Origin of the sequence: Streptomyces sp. SAI-127, from assembly GCF_029894425.1 — a bacterium.
Taxonomy (GTDB): domain Bacteria; phylum Actinomycetota; class Actinomycetes; order Streptomycetales; family Streptomycetaceae; genus Streptomyces.
Window position 1 is genome coordinate 7,009,070 of sequence record NZ_JARXYJ010000001.1, and the last position, 15,693, is coordinate 7,024,762.

Annotated in this window: 15 protein-coding genes; 8 read left to right on the forward strand and 7 right to left on the reverse strand. The window is 72.2% G+C overall.

Annotation, left to right across the window (positions count from 1 at the left end; translation table 11 throughout):
• Position 1: 1 nt before the first annotated feature.
• Positions 2-1,216: an FAD-dependent oxidoreductase gene (locus tag M2157_RS32245; RefSeq protein WP_280866939.1), complete on the reverse strand. Its 1,215-nt coding sequence runs from the start codon at positions 1,214-1,216 to the stop codon at positions 2-4.
• 374 nt (positions 1,217-1,590) lie between these two features.
• On the opposite strand from M2157_RS32245, the gene cpt reads away from it, so the two are divergent.
• Positions 1,591-2,136 (forward strand): chloramphenicol phosphotransferase CPT, encoded by a 546-nt coding sequence (gene cpt / locus M2157_RS32250; protein ID WP_280866940.1) that lies wholly within the window; start codon positions 1,591-1,593, stop codon positions 2,134-2,136.
• Here the strand turns inward: cpt and M2157_RS32255 are convergent.
• Positions 2,120-2,752 carry a class F sortase gene (locus tag M2157_RS32255; protein ID WP_280866941.1) on the reverse strand — a complete coding sequence of 211 codons (633 nt, stop codon included), beginning with the start codon at positions 2,750-2,752 and terminating at the stop codon, positions 2,120-2,122. The two genes, cpt and M2157_RS32255, sit on opposite strands and share 17 nt — an antisense overlap.
• 108 nt (positions 2,753-2,860) lie before the next feature.
• The gene (locus M2157_RS32260) at positions 2,861-3,379 is read right to left on the reverse strand and encodes a hypothetical protein (RefSeq protein WP_280857486.1); all 519 of its coding nucleotides are present in this window, start codon (positions 3,377-3,379) and stop codon (positions 2,861-2,863) included.
• Positions 3,380-3,656: 277 nt separating this feature from the next.
• Here M2157_RS32260 and M2157_RS32265 point away from each other — a divergent pair, with 277 nt between their 5' ends.
• Both M2157_RS32265 and M2157_RS32270 read left to right on the forward strand, forming a co-directional pair.
• Positions 3,657-4,238: an NAD(P)H-dependent oxidoreductase gene (locus M2157_RS32265; RefSeq protein ID WP_280866942.1), complete on the forward strand. Its 582-nt coding sequence runs from the start codon at positions 3,657-3,659 to the stop codon at positions 4,236-4,238.
• Positions 4,239-4,301: 63 nt separating this feature from the next.
• The gene (locus M2157_RS32270; protein ID WP_280868306.1) at positions 4,302-4,730 is read left to right on the forward strand and encodes a VOC family protein; all 429 of its coding nucleotides are present in this window, start codon (positions 4,302-4,304) and stop codon (positions 4,728-4,730) included.
• Between the two features lie 119 nt (positions 4,731-4,849).
• Here M2157_RS32270 and M2157_RS32275 read toward each other — a convergent pair whose 3' ends face one another.
• Both M2157_RS32275 and M2157_RS32280 read right to left on the reverse strand, forming a co-directional pair.
• Entirely contained in the window at positions 4,850-5,194 is a 345-nt protein-coding gene (locus tag M2157_RS32275; protein WP_280866943.1) for a hypothetical protein, read from the reverse strand.
• Between the two features lie 85 nt (positions 5,195-5,279).
• Complete coding sequence (locus M2157_RS32280) at positions 5,280-6,935, reverse strand: M4 family metallopeptidase (protein ID WP_280866944.1); 1,656 nt, start codon at positions 6,933-6,935, stop codon at positions 5,280-5,282.
• Positions 6,936-7,066: 131 nt separating this feature from the next.
• Between M2157_RS32280 and M2157_RS32285 the strand changes: the two genes are divergently transcribed.
• Positions 7,067-7,492 carry a gamma-glutamylcyclotransferase gene (locus M2157_RS32285; RefSeq protein WP_280866945.1) on the forward strand — a complete coding sequence of 142 codons (426 nt, stop codon included), beginning with the start codon at positions 7,067-7,069 and terminating at the stop codon, positions 7,490-7,492.
• Between the two features lie 507 nt (positions 7,493-7,999).
• Here the strand turns inward: M2157_RS32285 and M2157_RS32290 are convergent.
• On the reverse strand, positions 8,000-10,081 hold the full coding sequence (locus tag M2157_RS32290) for a molybdopterin oxidoreductase family protein (protein ID WP_280866946.1): 2,082 nt from the start codon (positions 10,079-10,081) through the stop codon (positions 8,000-8,002).
• 302 nt (positions 10,082-10,383) lie between these two features.
• Here M2157_RS32290 and M2157_RS32295 point away from each other — a divergent pair, with 302 nt between their 5' ends.
• The 3 genes from M2157_RS32295 to M2157_RS32305 are packed head-to-tail and all read left to right on the forward strand — an operon-like array spanning position 10,384 to position 13,928.
• On the forward strand, positions 10,384-11,904 hold the full coding sequence (locus M2157_RS32295; protein ID WP_280866947.1) for an amino acid adenylation domain-containing protein: 1,521 nt from the start codon (positions 10,384-10,386) through the stop codon (positions 11,902-11,904).
• Positions 11,901-13,148 carry a hypothetical protein gene (locus M2157_RS32300; RefSeq protein WP_280866948.1) on the forward strand — a complete coding sequence of 416 codons (1,248 nt, stop codon included), beginning with the start codon at positions 11,901-11,903 and terminating at the stop codon, positions 13,146-13,148. The genes M2157_RS32295 and M2157_RS32300 overlap by 4 nt, the downstream gene beginning before the upstream one ends.
• Before the next feature lie 12 nt (positions 13,149-13,160).
• Positions 13,161-13,928 (forward strand): enoyl-CoA hydratase-related protein, encoded by a 768-nt coding sequence (locus M2157_RS32305; protein ID WP_280866949.1) that lies wholly within the window; start codon positions 13,161-13,163, stop codon positions 13,926-13,928.
• A gap of 56 nt (positions 13,929-13,984) precedes the next feature.
• Here the strand turns inward: M2157_RS32305 and M2157_RS32310 are convergent, their stop codons facing one another.
• On the reverse strand, positions 13,985-14,674 hold the full coding sequence (locus tag M2157_RS32310) for an ElyC/SanA/YdcF family protein (RefSeq protein WP_280857477.1): 690 nt from the start codon (positions 14,672-14,674) through the stop codon (positions 13,985-13,987).
• Between the two features lie 212 nt (positions 14,675-14,886).
• On the opposite strand from M2157_RS32310, the gene M2157_RS32315 reads away from it, so the two are divergent.
• Positions 14,887-15,681 (forward strand): sirohydrochlorin chelatase, encoded by a 795-nt coding sequence (locus tag M2157_RS32315; protein WP_280866950.1) that lies wholly within the window; start codon positions 14,887-14,889, stop codon positions 15,679-15,681.
• Positions 15,682-15,693: the final 12 nt, after the last annotated feature.

The window sequence follows — 15,693 nt, forward strand, 5'->3', positions numbered from 1 at the left end:
CTCAGGAGCCTCCATCGTTGGTGAGCAGGTGGAGCAGCGGGCCGCCGTCGGAGGGGAGCGGCTCTGCTCCCTCCCAGGCGCGGGCGAGCGCGCCGACGGTGCCGAGTTCGCCGACGAGAACCCCGCCGACCAGGCGGTCGTCGCGCACGACGACCTTGCGATAGGTGCCGCGGGTGGCGTCCGCGAGCTGGACGACGTCGTCGCCCGGGAGCGCCTCGGTCTCGCCGAACGCCGCCAGGTCGAAGGCGGTCTGGCCGGGCAGTGTGAGCCGGGTCAGCGAACGGGTGCCGGTGTAGCGGGCGTTCACCCGTCCGGCCAGCAACTCGGCGAGCGCATCGGCCTGTTCGAGGGCCGGGGTGGCGAGGCCGTAGACATTGCCGTCGTGCTGGGCGCAGTCGCCGATGGCGTGGATGTACGGGTCGGACGTGCGCAGTTCGTCGTCGACGACGACTCCCTTGCGGACCTGAAGGCCCGCGGTCTGCGCGAGACCGACACGGGGGTGGACCCCGCAGGCCAGGACCACGATCTCGGCGTCGAGGGCGTATCCGTCGGCCATCTCGACCGAGCGGACCGCGCCGCCGACGCAGCGCACGTCACGGACGCGCAGATCGGTGTGGACCTCGACACCGAGGTCTCCGAGGTGGCGCCGGACCAGCTTGGACGCGCTCGGGTCGAGCTGGCGCTCCATCAGCCGCTCGGACTGCTGGGCCAGCATGACCTGGGCGCCACGCTGGGCGAGCGCGCGGGCCGCCGAGACCCCGAGGAGCCCGCCGCCGATCACGACCGCCTTCACTCCCGGCCGGACAGCCTTGGACAGACCCAGGCAGTCGTCCATGGTGCGGAAGGCGTGGACACCCTCCGGCAGCTCGTGGTCGGGGGTGAACAGACCGCGCAGCGGCGGCAGTACCGGGTTCGAGCCGGTGGCCAGAACCAGCCGGTCGTATGCGATCTTCGAACCGTCCGCGCACTCGACGGTCCGCGCCTCGCGGTCGATGCCCAGGACCCGGGCACGGGTCAGCGCGGCCGGCGCCGGAAGCGCGATCACGTCCGGGGTGTACCGTCCCGCCAGCACCTCGGCGAGGAGCACCCGGTTGTACGGGCGGTGCTCCTCCTCGCCGACGAGCGTCACGGGCGTGCCGAGCTCTCCGAGCCGCCGGGCGAGCCGGACGCCCGCGAGCCCGGCGCCGATCACCACCACACGCGTATTCGAGGTCATGTCTAGGAGCGTGCGTTGTGGGTGTTACCCGACCGCATCACGTCTGTTTCCCGCGAGGAACGCTGCCCTCAGCAGGTGCCGGGGGCGGATGTGAGGGTTCGGGGCGGGCGGCCGGTGCGCGCTGTGAGGAGGGCCGCGATGCGGGCGTCGGTCCCGGTGAGGGCGTACGGCGTGGTCTACGACCCGGTCTCCGTCAGCCCCCTCGGCAGCGCCCCTGCTGAGCCGCGGTGTGACGGGACGCACGTTCCGCCGCCGCGATCACGCGGTCCCGGGGTGTCCCCGGGGGCCCTGTGCCGCGCGGCCCCCGGTCGCCGGTGCCTTCCTCGGCGTTTATTGCGTACGAACAATCGCTCGCCCGACGCTAGCGTGACGCCGTGACGACTCAGGTGATCGTGCTCAACGGTGGTTCCAGCTCGGGCAAGTCCGGCATCGTGCGCTGTCTTCAGGCGGTCCTGCCGGACCCGTGGCTGTCCTTCGGTATCGACGGGTTCGTCGACTCGATGCCCGCCTCGCTCCAGTCCTCGGACACGGGCATCGAGTTCGCGGCGGACGGCGGAGTGAGCGTGGGCGAGGAGTTCACGCGGCTGGAGGCGGCCTGGCGGGCCGGGGTCGCCGCGACGGCCTGGGCGGGCGCCCGGGTGATCGTCGACGACGTGTTCCTGGGCGGCGCGCACTCGCAGGAACGGTGGCGGAAGTCGCTGGACGGGCTGGACGTGCTGTGGGTCGGCGTCCGGTGCGACGCGGAGGTGGCCGCGGGGCGGGAGATCGTCCGGGGCGACCGGTCGCGGGGGATGGCCGAGAAGCAGGCGGAGCTCGTCCACCAGGGTGTGGTCTACGACATCGAGGTCGACACCACCCACACCGAGGCCCTGGTCTGCGCGCGCGCCATCGCCGAGGCGGTCGTCAGCGGCTCGCCGTGAGGTGCGCGAACACCACCACGTTCCCCCGGTAGCCGGTCGCGCGTGAGTAGCCGCCGCCGCAGGTGATCACCCGAAGCTCGGGCCTGCTCGCGGCCCCGTACACCTTCTCGTCGGGGAAGTCCTTCGCGTCGTACACCTCGACCGCGTCCACCGTGAACACCGCGACGCTTCCGTCGCGCCGGTCCACCTCGATCGCGCTGCCCTTCCGGAGGGCGCCGAGGTCGTAGAAGACGGCGGGTCCCTCGGCGTTGTCGACATGCCCGGCGACGATCGCGGTGCCCGTCTCGCCCGGGGTGGTGCCGGCCTCGTACCAGCCGGCGAGGTTCTTCCGGCCGGCCGGCGGGACGTCGAGGCTGCCGCTCCGGGTGAGGGCGAGGCCCATCAGCGGCGCGGCCACGCCGATCGCGGGGATGCGCACGCGGTCCGGCGGGGACGGGGGCAGCGCGGGGACCCCCGCCCGGGCGACCTCCCCCCGTGTGGGGGAGTTTGCCTGGGCCGCGGACGGCTGCGGCGGGGCATGTGTCTCGGTGCCGCTGCGCAGCAGCCACGCGCCGGTGCACAGGGCCACCACGGTGACGCCCGCTATGACGGTGTTGCCGAAGCTGCGGTTGCGCACAGGAACCTCCTCGACGGCCGGCCCGTCCCCCTCCGGGCCGCGAGGGGCGTCGGACCCGGAGGGGGAGGGGACATGCGGTACCGGCGGACGGACAGCGGAGGGTGTCCGTCAGATCCCGTCGCCTCTCGCCCGGCGATGCAGGAGCCAGGTACCGCCCGCGGCGGCGACGGCGAGAGCCGCCACACCGGCCGCGGTCTGCACGGGATCGGGGCCCAGAGCGCCACCGACCCCCGTCTTCACACTTCCTCTGGGATGCACCGGCTGACGCTGCGAGGTCAGCGTGACCACCAGGTCACCGGTCACCCGCCGGCCGCCCTCCGCGCAGGTCGCGGCGATCTCGTACGTCCCCGGCTGCGCGCTCGGCGGCACCCGGAACTCTCCGATCGCGTCACCCTCGTGCGTGCTGGGCGCCAGCGTGAAGGAGTCCGCGCCCACCGCGCTGGCGTCCCCCTCCGCCGTACCGCTGTCCCCGCACGCGGTCGTGTTCACCGTGACCCGGCCGCCCGGTACCGCGGACGACGGGAACACCTCGAGACCGTCCGAGTCCCCGGCGTACGCGGGCGCACAGACGAGACCCGCGGCGACGACGAGCGCGCTGCCGGTCAGCAGCCGGGCGGTGGGGCGCATGATGCTCCTTCGAGCTCTCCAGTGGATGTCTGTGCCTTCGAGGTAAGTGGCAGTGGGCCGAGCCCGCTTCCTGAGAGTTCGTCAGAAATGTGGTGAATGGGTGTCAGATCGCTGCGTCCCGGGGCGCTTCGGCCAGAGTTTCAGCAGGTCATCGCCGTACGGCGGGCCGGTCGCCGAAGAGATCCCGAAGAGTGCGGGGCGCGCGTGTGAACGGGTGACCCGGCGCCCGCGATCCGCGCTTGACCTCAACTTTGGTCGAGGTATCAGGCTGTCCCTCATGCAGACAGACACCGCTCCTCTTCACGTCGCCCTGGTCATCGGCAGCAACCGCCACGGCCGCTTCGGCCCGGTCGTCGCCGACTGGCTCCTCGACCGCCTCCGCGACCGCGACGACCTGGTCCCCGACATCGTGGACGTGGCCGAGACCGACCTGCCCATGACCATGGCGCCGAGCCCCGAGGCGACCGCCGCCCTCGCCTCGGTGACCCCGAAACTCGCGTCGGCGGACGCCTTCGTGGTCCTCACCCCGGAGTACAACCACTCCTACCCGGCCGGCCTGAAGAACCTGATCGACTGGCACTTCACGGAGTGGCAGGCCAAGCCGGTGGCCCTCGTCTCCTACGGCGGCATCTCGGGCGGCCTGCGCGCGGTGGAACACCTCCGCCAGGTCTTCGCCGAACTCCACGCGGTGACGGTCAGGGACACGGTGAGCTTCCACAACGCCGGGGGCTCCTTCGCCGACGGCCGCCTGAAGGATCCCTCGGGCCCGGACGCCGCGGCGAAGACGATGCTGGACCAGCTGGTGTGGTGGGGCCAGGTGCTGAGGGAGGGGAGGACCGCCAGGCCGTACGGAAGGTGACGGTCGGGCGGTCAGGGCTGTCGCGCCGGACCCCCGTACCGGCGTTACGGTGAGGCGATGGGCATGGAACAGCGCATCACCCTGATCACGCTGGGCGTCACGGACCTGGCCCGCTCCAAGGCCTTCTACGAGGCTTTGGGATGGCGGGGCCAGGAGGTCGCGGAGACCGTCTTCTTCCAGGCCGGGGGGCTGGGCCTGGTCCTGTGGAGCCGGGAGAAACTGGCGGCGGACTGCGGCCTCGAACCGGGCCCGGGGGACGGCTTCGGCGGTATCGTCCTCGCCCACAACGTCCGTTCGGAGGCGGAGGTCGACGCCCTCCTCGCGAAGGTGGCGGAGGCGGGCGGCACCATCACCAAACCGGCCGCGGTGAACGAGATCGGCTTCTACTCCAGCGCCTTCACGGACCCGGACGGACACGCCTGGGAGGTGGCGTACAACCCGGGCTTCCCCCTGGCGGAGGACGGCACGGTCGCGCTTCCGGACTTCGGCTAGGGCCTCCCGATCGGGGGCGCGCGTGCCGGGCTCCCGTCTGGTCCGCCGGACAGGGCCTGGACCTCGGTCCCGGCGGACTCGACCCGGCGCGTGAAAAGTCCGTCCCACTCCGGAAACTCTCAGCCCTCCCGGCCGGAGAACCCGTCCGCCAGCGCGCGGTGCCGGGCCGCGGCCTGCTGGGCCTGGGCGGGGGTGACGGACGAGCCCGGCAGCCGGCTGAGACGCTCGATCTCGTCGGCGAAGCGCAGATGCTCCGACCGGGCGTGCTCCCGGCAGGGCAGGCACGTGACGTGGTCCGGTCGCGGCGAGGCCATGGCGTACGGCACCCGCCGTCCGCACCCGGTGGCGACGACGCTCGGCAGGTCCCCGGCCAGGCCGAACGTGGCCGCGAGCATATTGCGGACGGCGGCCTCGCCACGGACCACCTTCACCTCGACATGGATGTGCGGGTCGTACTCGCCCAACCGTCCTCCTCGCCCAACCGCCCTCGTCCTCCGACGGGTACGGCCGCCCCGGATCCCGGGGCGGCCGTGTCACGAGCAAGGGCTCTCAGTTCACGTTCACCGCGCTCCAGGCCGCCGCCACCGCGTTGTACTCCGTGCTGCCCGCGCCGTACAGATCCTTCGCCGCGTTCAGGGTGGCCGTCCGTGCCCCCGCGTAGTTCGTCGAGGATGTCATATAGACCGTCAGCGCCCGGTACCAGATGGCGCCCAGCTTGTCGCGGCCGATGCCGGTGACCGTGGAGCCGTTGGAGGTGGGGGAGTTGTAGCTGACGCCGTTGACGGTCTTGGCGCCGCTGCCCTCCGCCAGCAGATACGCGAAGTGGTTCGCCACGCCGGAGGAGTAGTGGACGTCGAGGTTGCCGACCGAACTGCTCCAGGAGTCGGCGGAGTTGCCGTCCTTGGAGGGCTTGTCCATGTAGCGCAGGGCGTCGCGGCCGAAGCCGGAGCGGACGATCTTCTCGCCGATCAGATAGTCGCCGGTGTCCGAGGAGTTGCCCGCGTAGAACTCCACCAGCGTGCCGAAGATGTCGGAGGTCGCCTCGTTGAGGCCGCCCGACTCGCCCGAGTACGTCAGTGCCGCCGTCTTCGAGGTCACGCCGTGGGACATCTCGTGGCCCGCCACGTCCAGCGACACCAGCGGACCGAGCTGGGTCCCGTCACCGTCGCCGTACGTCATGCAGAAGCAACTGTCGTCCCAGAAGGCGTTGTTGTAGTTCGTGCCGTAGTGGACGCGGTTGTAGGAGCCCTTGCCGTCCCCGGCGATGCCGTTCCTGCCGTGGACGTTCTTGTAGTAGTCCCAGGTCACGTCGGTGCCGTACTGCGCGTCCACCGCCGCCGTGGCCCGGTCCGAGGTCGCCCCCGTCCCCCAGTGGTTGTCGGCGTCGGTGAACACGGTCGACGGCGCCCGGCTGAGGCAGATGGTCAGGAAGCACAGGTCGGTCTTGTTGGCCGCGTCGCCGGTGTAGGTGTTCCCACGGGCCGCGTCCTTCAGCTGGTACGTCGACCCCGACTGCGTCGTCTGCAGCGGAACCGTCCCGCTGTACAGCGACTTGCCGTCGCCGGCCGCCTGCTCGATGCTGTCCCACGCGTCGATCTGCGCGCCCGTCCGCGCGTCCGTCAGCACCGTCCGCGCCACCGGGTTGCCGAGGGAGTCCTGTGCGGCGGCGTTCGTCTGCCAGGCCAGCTTCGGCGCCCCGTGCAGGGCGTCGACGACCAGCTGCGGCTTGGCGGTCAGCTTCTTCAGCGTCTCGCCGAGGTTGGCGGCCTTGAGGGCGTTCGCCGCGAGGTCGGCCGCCTTCGGGGCGGACAGGACGGGGGTGACGCTGGAGAGGGATATCGCGCTCCTCGTGGCACGCGAGGAGCTCTTGTACGCCCCGTCCGGCGCCAGGTGGACCACGAAGTCGCCGCCCAGTACGGGCAGTTGGCGGTAGGTACGGTCGTAGCGGACGTGCTGGGTGCCGTCGGCGTCGACGATCACGTCACGGACCTTCGTGTCCTGCGCGGAGGTGAGGCCCAGCGCCGAGGCCCGGTCGGCCAGGACGGAGGCGGCGTTCTCGAGCGCGGTGGCCCTGGTCGGTCTGTCGGCCGCACCGGCGGCGGGGGAAAGGGCGGCGGCCAGCAGGGTGGCGGTGGTGGCGGCGACTCCGGCGGTGGCGAGACGGCGGGAACGGGCACCTCGGACGTACGGCCGTATCCGACTCATCGGTCTCCTCTGAAAGGCGCCAACGCGGCGCGTGGGGGGTGGCGCGGACGTTGACCAAGATTTAAGAGGTCATGACAAGCCGTGTCCATACCGTGTCACGTGCAGGGTTGTGAGGGGAGAGAATCGTTTCTGTGACCTCTGCGAGACTCCCGTTCTTCGTCTACGGCACGCTCCGCCCCGGCGAGGCCAACCACGACCTCTTCCTGCGCGGCCGTATCCGCTCCGAGGAGCCGGGCCGACTCGCCGGCGCGCTGCTCTACGACGGTCCCGGCTACCCGTACGCCGTCGAGGAACCGGGCGGCGGACCGGTTTTCGGCGAGCTCGTGACCGCCGCCCCGGAGGACTACGGCGAACTGCTCGCCGCCCTGGACGAGTTGGAGGAGTACGCCCCGGGCGACCCGCGCAACCTCTACGAACGCGTCGCGCGCGAGGTGACCAGGACCGCCGACGGCACGGCCGTGCGCGCGTGGGTGTACGTGGCCGCGCCCTCCGTCACGGCCCGCCTGCGGTCGCGCGGCAAACTGATCGAGAGCGGCGACTGGCTGTCCCGCCGCTGAGCGGTGCGAGCGACCGGCCGCACGGGCACCTCGGCCGACGTCGACCGTCGCTGTCGCCCTGAGGGGAAGGGCACCGCCCCGGCGCCCGGCTCGCCCACCGGCTGGGAGTCCGCCCCACCGCACCGGCCCTGGCGTACGGCCGGGCGTCCGCTCCAGTGCACCGCTTTGGCGTCCGCCTTGGCATACCGGCGGGGGCGTCTGCCCTGGCGTACCGGCTCGGCGGCTGCCCCGGCGCACCGCCCTCAGCGCACCGGACCGGCGCACCAGCCCATGCACCGGCCGGGCGTCCGCCTCAGCGCACCGGACCGGCGCACCAGCCCACGTACCGGCCGGGCGCCCGCCCCAGCGCACCAGCCCCCACGTACCGGCCGGGCGTCCGCCCCAGCGCACCGGCCCCGACGCCCCACCCGGCGTCCCCCGCCCCGCCCGCACCACCGCGGCGTACCACCCCAGCGCAACGCCCCAGCGGCTCGCCTCCACTCCTGTGAGCCAACAGCCGTGCGGCAACTACGACTTGACCGCCTCCACCCGTACCGCGCACGCCTTGAACTCCGGCATCCGGGACGTCGGGTCCAGTGCCGGGTTGGTGAGGGTGTTGGCGCGGCCCTCGCCGTACCAGTGGAAGGGCATGAAGACGGTGTCCGGGCGGATGCCGAGTGTGATGCGGGCCGGGGCCACGGCCCGCCCGCGCCGTGAGACCACGGCGACCGGGTCGCCCTCGGCCGCCCCCAGCCGCTCCGCGAGCCGTGGGTGCAGCTCCACGAACGGCCCCGGCGCGGCGGCGTTCAGCTCGTCCACCCGGCGGGTCTGCGCCCCGGACTGGTACTGCGCCACGACCCGGCCGGTCGTCAGCAGCACCGGGTACTCCTCGTCGGGCTCCTCCGCGATCGCCCGGTGCGAGACGGGGACGAAGCGGGCCCGGCCGTCCGGGGTGGCGAAGCGGTCCAGGAAGAGGCGCGGGGTACCGGGGTGCACCACCGTGTCCTCCGTCGGACACGGCCAGAACACCCCGTTCTCCTCGGCCAGCCGCCGGTAGGTGATCCCGGAGTAGTCGGCAGGACCGCCCGCGCTCGCCCGGCGCAGCTCCTCGAAGACCTCCTCGGGGTCGGTCGGGAAGCCCTTCTCCACCCCGAGGCGGTCGGCGAGTTCGTGCATGACCTCCAGGTCGCTGCGGATGCCGTCCGGCGGCGTGATCGCCTGCCGGCGCAGCAGCACCCGCCCCTCCAGATTGGTCGTCGTGCCCGTCTCCTCGGCCCACTGCGTGACCGGCAGGACCACGTCCGCGAGGGCGGCCGTCTCCGAGAGCACGACGTCACAGACGGCGAGGAAGTCCAGGGACTTGATGCGCTCCTCGATGTGCGCGGCGTGCGGCGCCGACACCACCGGGTTGGAGCCCATCAGCAGCAGCGACTTGATGTCCGTGCCGAGCGCGTCGAGCAACTCGTAGGCGCTGCGCCCCGGTCCGGGCAGCGAGTCGGGGTCCACGCCCCACACCTCGGCGACATGCGCCCGCGCCGCCGGGTCGTCCAGCTTGCGGTAGCCGGGCAACTGGTCGGCCTTCTGGCCGTGTTCGCGCCCGCCCTGTCCGTTGCCCTGCCCGGTCAGACAGCCGTAGCCGCTGAACGGCCGCCCTGCCCGCCCGGTCGCCAGGCACAGGTTGATCCACGCGCTCACGGTGTCGGTGCCTTTGGACTGCTGCTCGGGCCCGCGCGCGGTGAGCACCATCGCGGACTCGGGCTCGCAGAACATCCGTACGGTCTCCCGGAGCTGGGGCACCGGAACGCCGGTGATCCGCTCCACGTACTCCGGCCAGTGGGCCATCGCGGCGGCCCGCGCGTCCTCCCAGCCGGCCGTGCGCTCACGGACGTACTCCTCGTCGACCAGCCCCTCGGCGACGACGAGGTGCAGCAGACCGAGCGCCAGCGCGAGGTCCGTCCCCGGCCGGGGCATCAGATGCAGGTCGGCCTGTTCGGCGGTCTTGGTGCGGCGGGGATCGATGACGATCAACGTGCCGCCGTTCTCCCTCAGTTCGGTGAAGAACCGCAAGGACGGCGGCATGGTCTCGGCGAGGTTCGAGCCGACGAGGATCACACAGCCGGACTTCGGGATGTCCTCCAACGGGAAGGGCAGCCCCCGGTCCAGGCCGAAGGCCTTCATCCCCCCGGCCGCCGCGGACGACATGCAGAAACGCCCGTTGTAGTCGATCTGCGAGGTGCCGAGGACGACCCGCGCGAACTTGCCGAGCGTGTACGCCTTCTCGTTCGTCAGGCCGCCCCCGCCGAAGACCCCGCACGCGTCCGGGCCATGCTCCGCGCGCGTGCGGGACAGCTCCTCGGCGATCCGGCCCAGTGCCTCGTCCCAGGTGGCGGGCACGAGTGTGCCCCCGGAGCGCACCAACGGGGAGGTCAGGCGCACCCGGGACGAGAGCACCGCGGGTGCCGTACGGCCCTTGCCGCACAGCGCCCCCCGGTTCACCGGGAAGTCCGCGCGCTCGCTCACCTCGACGGTCCCGTCCGGAGCGGGGGTCAGGTTCATGCCGCACTGCAGGGCGCAGTACGGGCAGTGCGTGGGCGTCGCGGTGTTCTGCATGCCTTTCAGCGTGCTTCGGCCGTGTTACACCGAGGACGGCTCCGTGTTACGCGGCAAAGACGGCGACCTCCCGATCGGCGCCCGGGAGCGGTGAGGCGCATACTCGCCCACCTGAGAGTCGTCGCAGGGCGGTACGGAAGTTGCCTGCGATGTGAAAGACGCCACATGTGGCGCATTCCGTTGCGTGTTTGGCCGAGCACGCATTGTTGAGTGTTGAAAAACCGCGGCTACAGTCGAGCGCGGATCCAGCTTGGCGCCAGGCAAACCGTCATGCGATAAGCCAGCCAGGAGGTTCCCCCAGCATGTCTCTGCGCCATTTGGCCCCCCGCGACCGGCACCTCTTCCGGGTCTACGGACACGGCCCCGCCGTCTCCGTCCCGGACCCGCTCGTCCACCACGCCGTCGAGCGCCAGGCGGCCGCCACCCCGCGCGTCGTGGCCGCCGAGCACGCCGGCGCGACGATCACCTACGGCGAGCTCGACCGTTACGCCGACGCCCTCGCCACCCGTCTGATCCGCGAGGGCGTACGGCCCGGCGACCACGTCGGACTCTTCGTACGCCGCTCCATCCCGATGCTCGTCGGCCTGCTCGGCATCCTGAAGGCGGGCGCCGCCTACGTCCCCCAGGACATCGGCCTAGCGCCCCCGGCCCAGCTCGCCCATGTGATCCGCACCGCCCGCACCCGGATCGTCCTGACCGTCGCCGAGCACGCGGCCCGCGTCCCGCGGGGCCCCCACGTGATCACCCTCGACGAACCGCTGCCGTACGAGCCGGCGGGCGCGCCCCCGCGGACCGTCCGCCCCGACGACGGCTGCTACGTCCTGTTCACCTCCGGCACCACCGGCCGCCCCAACGGCGTGAAGGTCACCCACCGCAACGTCGCGGGCATCCTCCTCACCGAACCCGGCGGCCTCGGCATCCGCCCCGGCGACCGCGTGGCCCACCTGCTCAACGTGGCCTTCGACATGGCGGCCTGGGAGATCCTCGGCTGCCTCACCCACGGCGGCACCCTCGTCATCCGCGGCCGGGACATCAACGCGACGGCCCGCACGGCCGACGTCCTGATCGCCACCCCGACCGTCCTGTCCGGCATCGACCCGGCCGTCTGCCCGCGCGTCCGCACGGTCGCCGTCGCCGGAGAGCCCTGCCCGCGCCCCCTCGCCGACCGCTGGGCCCGCCAGGCCGTCTTCTACAACTGCTGCGGCCCGACCGAGACGACCATCGTCAACACGATGAGCCGCCACGACCCGGCGGCCCCCCTGCTGACCATCGGCCGCCCCACCCCCAACAACACGGTCTACGTCCTCGACGGCGACCGTCGCCCGCTGCCCATCGGCGCGGTCGGCGAGATGTGGGCGGGTGGCGACTGCGTATCGGCGGGCTACTTGGACAACCCCGCGCTGAACGCCGAGCGCTATGCCCCCGACCCCTTTCTCGGCGGCGAGCACCGTATGTTCCGCACGCGCGACCTCGGCCGCTGGACGCCCAGCGGCGAGCTCGAACACCTCGGCCGCACCGACGACCAGGTCAAGGTCCGCGGCTTCCGGGTCGAACTCGACTCCGTCTCCTCGGTCCTGGAAGCGGTCGAGGGCTGCGCCCGCGCGGTGACCCTGAAGCGGGACGCCCGGACCCTGGTGTCGTTCGTCAGCCCGGCGGACGTGGACCCCGACGCGGCGAGGCGGGCGGTGGCGGAGGCGTTGCCGTACTACTGCGTGCCCGAGAGTGTCATGGCCCTGACACACCTACCGGAGACCGACCGCGGCAAGATCGACAAGCAGGCCCTGCTGCGGATGGCCGACGAGCGGTTGGCGGTGGCCCGATGACGACCGCACCCGTCCGCGAGACGACCGACCTCCCGCCCCTCACCTCCGCGGCGAGGCGGCTCCTGAAGCACCCGCGGCTGATGCACTACAACCGGCTGGCGGGACTGGTGATCGCGGCCAACCTGGCCTTCCTGTGGGCCGGTTGGCCCCTGTCGACGCGGACCCTCGGCCACGCGGCGCTCGCCAACCTCGCCCTCGCCGTGATCGTCCGCCAGCAGTACGTCGTCAACCTCTTCTTCCGGCTGGCCACTCGGCCCCCGACGACCTGGCCGCTGAAGATCCGCTGGACGCTCGGGAAGGTCTACCACTTCGGCGGACTGCACGTCGGCGGAGCACTGGCCGGGACGGCCTGGTTCCTGGCCCTGACGGTCACGACACCCAATGGCCCCCTGGCGGCGGTCGGCTGGACCCTGCTGTCCCTCCTCGCGCTCATCATTGCCACCGCCCTGCCCCCGTTCCGCTCCCGCCACCACGATCACTTCGAGAAGATCCACCGCTTCGGCGGCTGGACGGCCCTCGCCCTGTTCTGGACGCACACCCTGCTGTCGTCCGCGGGACCGGCGTCACTGGCGGTGCTCGCGCTGGTCACCTTCAGCGTGGCGCTGCCCTGGCTACGGCTGCGCAAGGTGGCCGTACGCCTCGAACGCCCCTCCTCCCACGTCGTGCTGGCCCGCTTCGACCACGGCGAGACCCCCTTCGCGGGCTCCTCCACCGCGATCAGTCGCAGCCCGCTGAGGGAATGGCACTCCTTCGCCAACGTCCCCGCACCCGGCGAGCCCGGCTTCCGGCTCACCATCTCCCGGGCCGGCGACTGGACGGGCGCCTTCATCGACGACCTGCCGGCGAAGGTCTGGGTGAAGGGCATCACCACGGCCGGAGTCGCCAACATCGAGACCCTGTTCACGAAGGTGGTCTACGTGGCGACCGGCAGCGGCATCGGCCCCTGCCTGCCCCACCTCCTCGCGGCCGAGGTCCCCTCCCGTCTGGTCTGGGCGACCCGCGACCCCCGCACCACCTACGGCGACGCCCTCGTCGACGAGATCCTCGCCGTCCAGCCGCACGCCCTGGTCTGGGACACCTCACAGCGCGGCAAGCCCGACATGGTGCGCCTCGCGTACGAGGCCTACCGGGACTTCGGCGCCGAGGCGGTCATCTGCATCTCCAACAAGAGGCTGACCTGGCAGGTGGTGCACGGCCTGGAGCGGCGGGGGATCCCGGCGTACGGCGCGATCTGGGACTCGTAGAAGGGGACGTCGATGAACAACCTGAAGCTCGAACGGCACGGCGCGGTCGTGACCGTACGTCTGCACCGCCCGCACGTCCGCAACGCGCTCAGCTCCGAATTGCTGGCCGAACTCCTCGACGCGCTGCGCCCGTTGGACGCGGACCCCGAGGTCGGCTGCTACGTCGTCACCGGCTCGGAACGCGTCTTCGCGGCGGGAGCCGACATCAGGGAGATGGCCGGGAAGTCGGCCGTGGACATGGCGGCCGAGGACTACTTCGCCGCGTGGGAGGAGTTCGCGGACCTGCGCACCCCGAAGATCGCCGCCGTCAACGGCCATGCGCTGGGCGGAGGATGCGAACTGGCGATGATGTGCGACCTCGTCATCGCGGGGGAGTCGGCCGTCTTCGGACAGCCGGAGATCAAGCTGGGCGTGATCCCGGGCATCGGCGGCACCCAGCGCCTGACCCGCCTGGTCGGCCACGCGAAGGCGATGGACCTGGTCCTCACCGGCCGCACGATGGACGCGCGGGAGGCGGGACGCTGCGGTCTCGTCTCCCGGGTCGTACCGGACGACCGGGTCCTGCCGGAGGCCCTGGAGGCGGCCGCGACGATCGCCTCGTACGGGCGTACGGCGGTCAGGGCGGCCCGTGAGTGTGTGCACCAGGCCCTGGAGACCGGCCTGCGCGACGGCATCCGCTTCGAACGCCGGGTCTTCCACGCCCTGTTCGCGACGGCCGACCAGAAGGAGGGCATGACCGCGTTCCTCGAGAAACGCGCCCCGCGCTTCACCGGCCGGTGACGGCCGACCCGGGAGGCGGGGCACCGTGCCCCGCCTCCCGGGCCACCTCGGCGGCCTCAGCGGCGGGCCGAGGCCAGCGCGTCCGCCACACCCGGCTCCTTCGGTCCCAGGAACCGCGGATCCGGCCGGACCACCACGTCCAGGGCCGCCTTGCCCGCCGCGAGGATCTCCCGGGTACCGCCGTAGTACCAGGTGACGTCGTGCTTGGCGTCGACACCGATGCCGTACGACGTCACCCCCGCCGCCTGGCAGAGCGCGACCGCGCGCCGGATGTGGAAGCCCTGGCTGATGAGCACCGCCTTGTGGACGCCGAAGATCTTCCTGGCGCGCACGCAGGAGTCCCAGGTGTCGAAGCCCGCGTAGTCGCTGACGATCCGCGTGTCCGGGACGCCGTGCCGCGTCAGGTACGCGCGCATGGCGTCGGGCTCGTCGTAGTCCTCGCGGCTGTTGTCGCCGGTGACGAGGACGACCTCGATCCGGTTCTCCCGGTACAGCTTCGCCGCCGCGTCGAGCCGATGGGCGAGATACGGCGACGGCTCGCCGTCCCACAGCCCGGCACCGAAGACGACGGCCACCTCGGTGCGCGGCACGTCGGCCGTCGTCCGCAGCCGGTCACCCGTCACGACGTACATCCAGGTCGACGGCAGCAGCGCGAGCACACACCCCGCCATCACGGCCTGCACGAGCCTGCGCCGCCCGGCACGCGTGCGTGGCAGGCGCGGTCCGCGCACCTTCGGCAGTCGCATCGGACGGTCCCTCCCCGGTCGGCCTTCCGACAACGAGAGACGTACGGTCAGGCCGATCGGTTCGCCCGCAGGAGCGTGACCAGCCTCACTGCCGGACGAGAATGCGCAGGTCACGCCGCCTCACACGCCTGCGCCCCGCATGGTGAACCGTCGGAAAGCACGCGTTATTGCCGTGAAACGGGGTGGCAACCTCAGGCCGTCACCATCGTTCCATGAACCGGATCAGCAGCCAGCCCAGCCTCGTCTCCCTCGACGACAGGCGCCGCCCCGAGCCGTCCGCGCTCGTCCTGGTGGCCCACGGCAGCCGCGATCCGCGCACCCTGAACACGGTCCACGAACTCCTGGACCAGGTCCGCGCCCAGCGCCCCGACCTGCCGGTGCACCTGGGCCACATCGAGCTGAACGAGCCCCTGCTGCCGGACACCCTGGCGTCCCTGGGTACGGCGGAGGCGGTCCTGGTCCCGCTGCTGCTCAGCCGCGGCTATCACGTCAAGCGCGACATCCCGGAGATGGCGGCGGCCTCCGCGGCCCGCACGCGCGTGGCTGCCCCGCTGGGCCCGCACCCGCTGCTCGTGGAGACCCTGCACGCCCGCCTGGTCGAGGCGGGCTGGGGCACGAACCAGGAGACCCGCCGCACCAGCGCGGTGGTCCTCGCGTCGGCGGGCTCCCGCGACCCCGACTCGGCCGTGGACACCCGCCGCACGGCCCACCTTCTGTCGGACCGCCTGGGCGTCCCGGTGGTCCCGGCCTACGCCTCCGCGGCGACCCCGACGGTCGACACGGCGATCCGCGCACTGGCAGCGCGAGGTCGCGACAGGGTGGCGGTGGCGTCGTACTTCACGGCCCCCGGCCTGTTCGCGACCCAGTGCGCGGCGAAGGCCCCGTGGATCGCCTCGGCCCCCCTGGGCACCCACCCCGCGATGGCGGACCTGATCCTGCACCGTTACGACCAGGTCGCCGGCCGAAGGGGCGCGACCAGCCACCAACTGCCCGCACTCGCCGTATAACCGCCACCCGGC

Coding starts and splice junctions, on each gene's coding strand:
- M2157_RS32245 (WP_280866939.1), bottom strand. CDS start 1,216: ATGACCTCGAATACGCGTGTGGTGGTGATCGGCGCCGGGCTCGCGGGC.
- M2157_RS32260 (WP_280857486.1), bottom strand. CDS start 3,379: ATGCGCCCCACCGCCCGGCTGCTGACCGGCAGCGCGCTCGTCGTCGCC.
- M2157_RS32265 (WP_280866942.1), top strand. CDS start 3,657: ATGCAGACAGACACCGCTCCTCTTCACGTCGCCCTGGTCATCGGCAGC.
- M2157_RS32270 (WP_280868306.1), top strand. CDS start 4,302: ATGGAACAGCGCATCACCCTGATCACGCTGGGCGTCACGGACCTGGCC.
- M2157_RS32280 (WP_280866944.1), bottom strand. CDS start 6,935: ATGAGTCGGATACGGCCGTACGTCCGAGGTGCCCGTTCCCGCCGTCTC.
- M2157_RS32290 (WP_280866946.1), bottom strand. CDS start 10,081: ATGCAGAACACCGCGACGCCCACGCACTGCCCGTACTGCGCCCTGCAG.
- M2157_RS32295 (WP_280866947.1), top strand. CDS start 10,384: ATGTCTCTGCGCCATTTGGCCCCCCGCGACCGGCACCTCTTCCGGGTC.
- M2157_RS32300 (WP_280866948.1), top strand. CDS start 11,901: ATGACGACCGCACCCGTCCGCGAGACGACCGACCTCCCGCCCCTCACC.
- M2157_RS32305 (WP_280866949.1), top strand. CDS start 13,161: ATGAACAACCTGAAGCTCGAACGGCACGGCGCGGTCGTGACCGTACGT.
- M2157_RS32310 (WP_280857477.1), bottom strand. CDS start 14,674: ATGCGACTGCCGAAGGTGCGCGGACCGCGCCTGCCACGCACGCGTGCC.
- M2157_RS32315 (WP_280866950.1), top strand. CDS start 14,887: ATGAACCGGATCAGCAGCCAGCCCAGCCTCGTCTCCCTCGACGACAGG.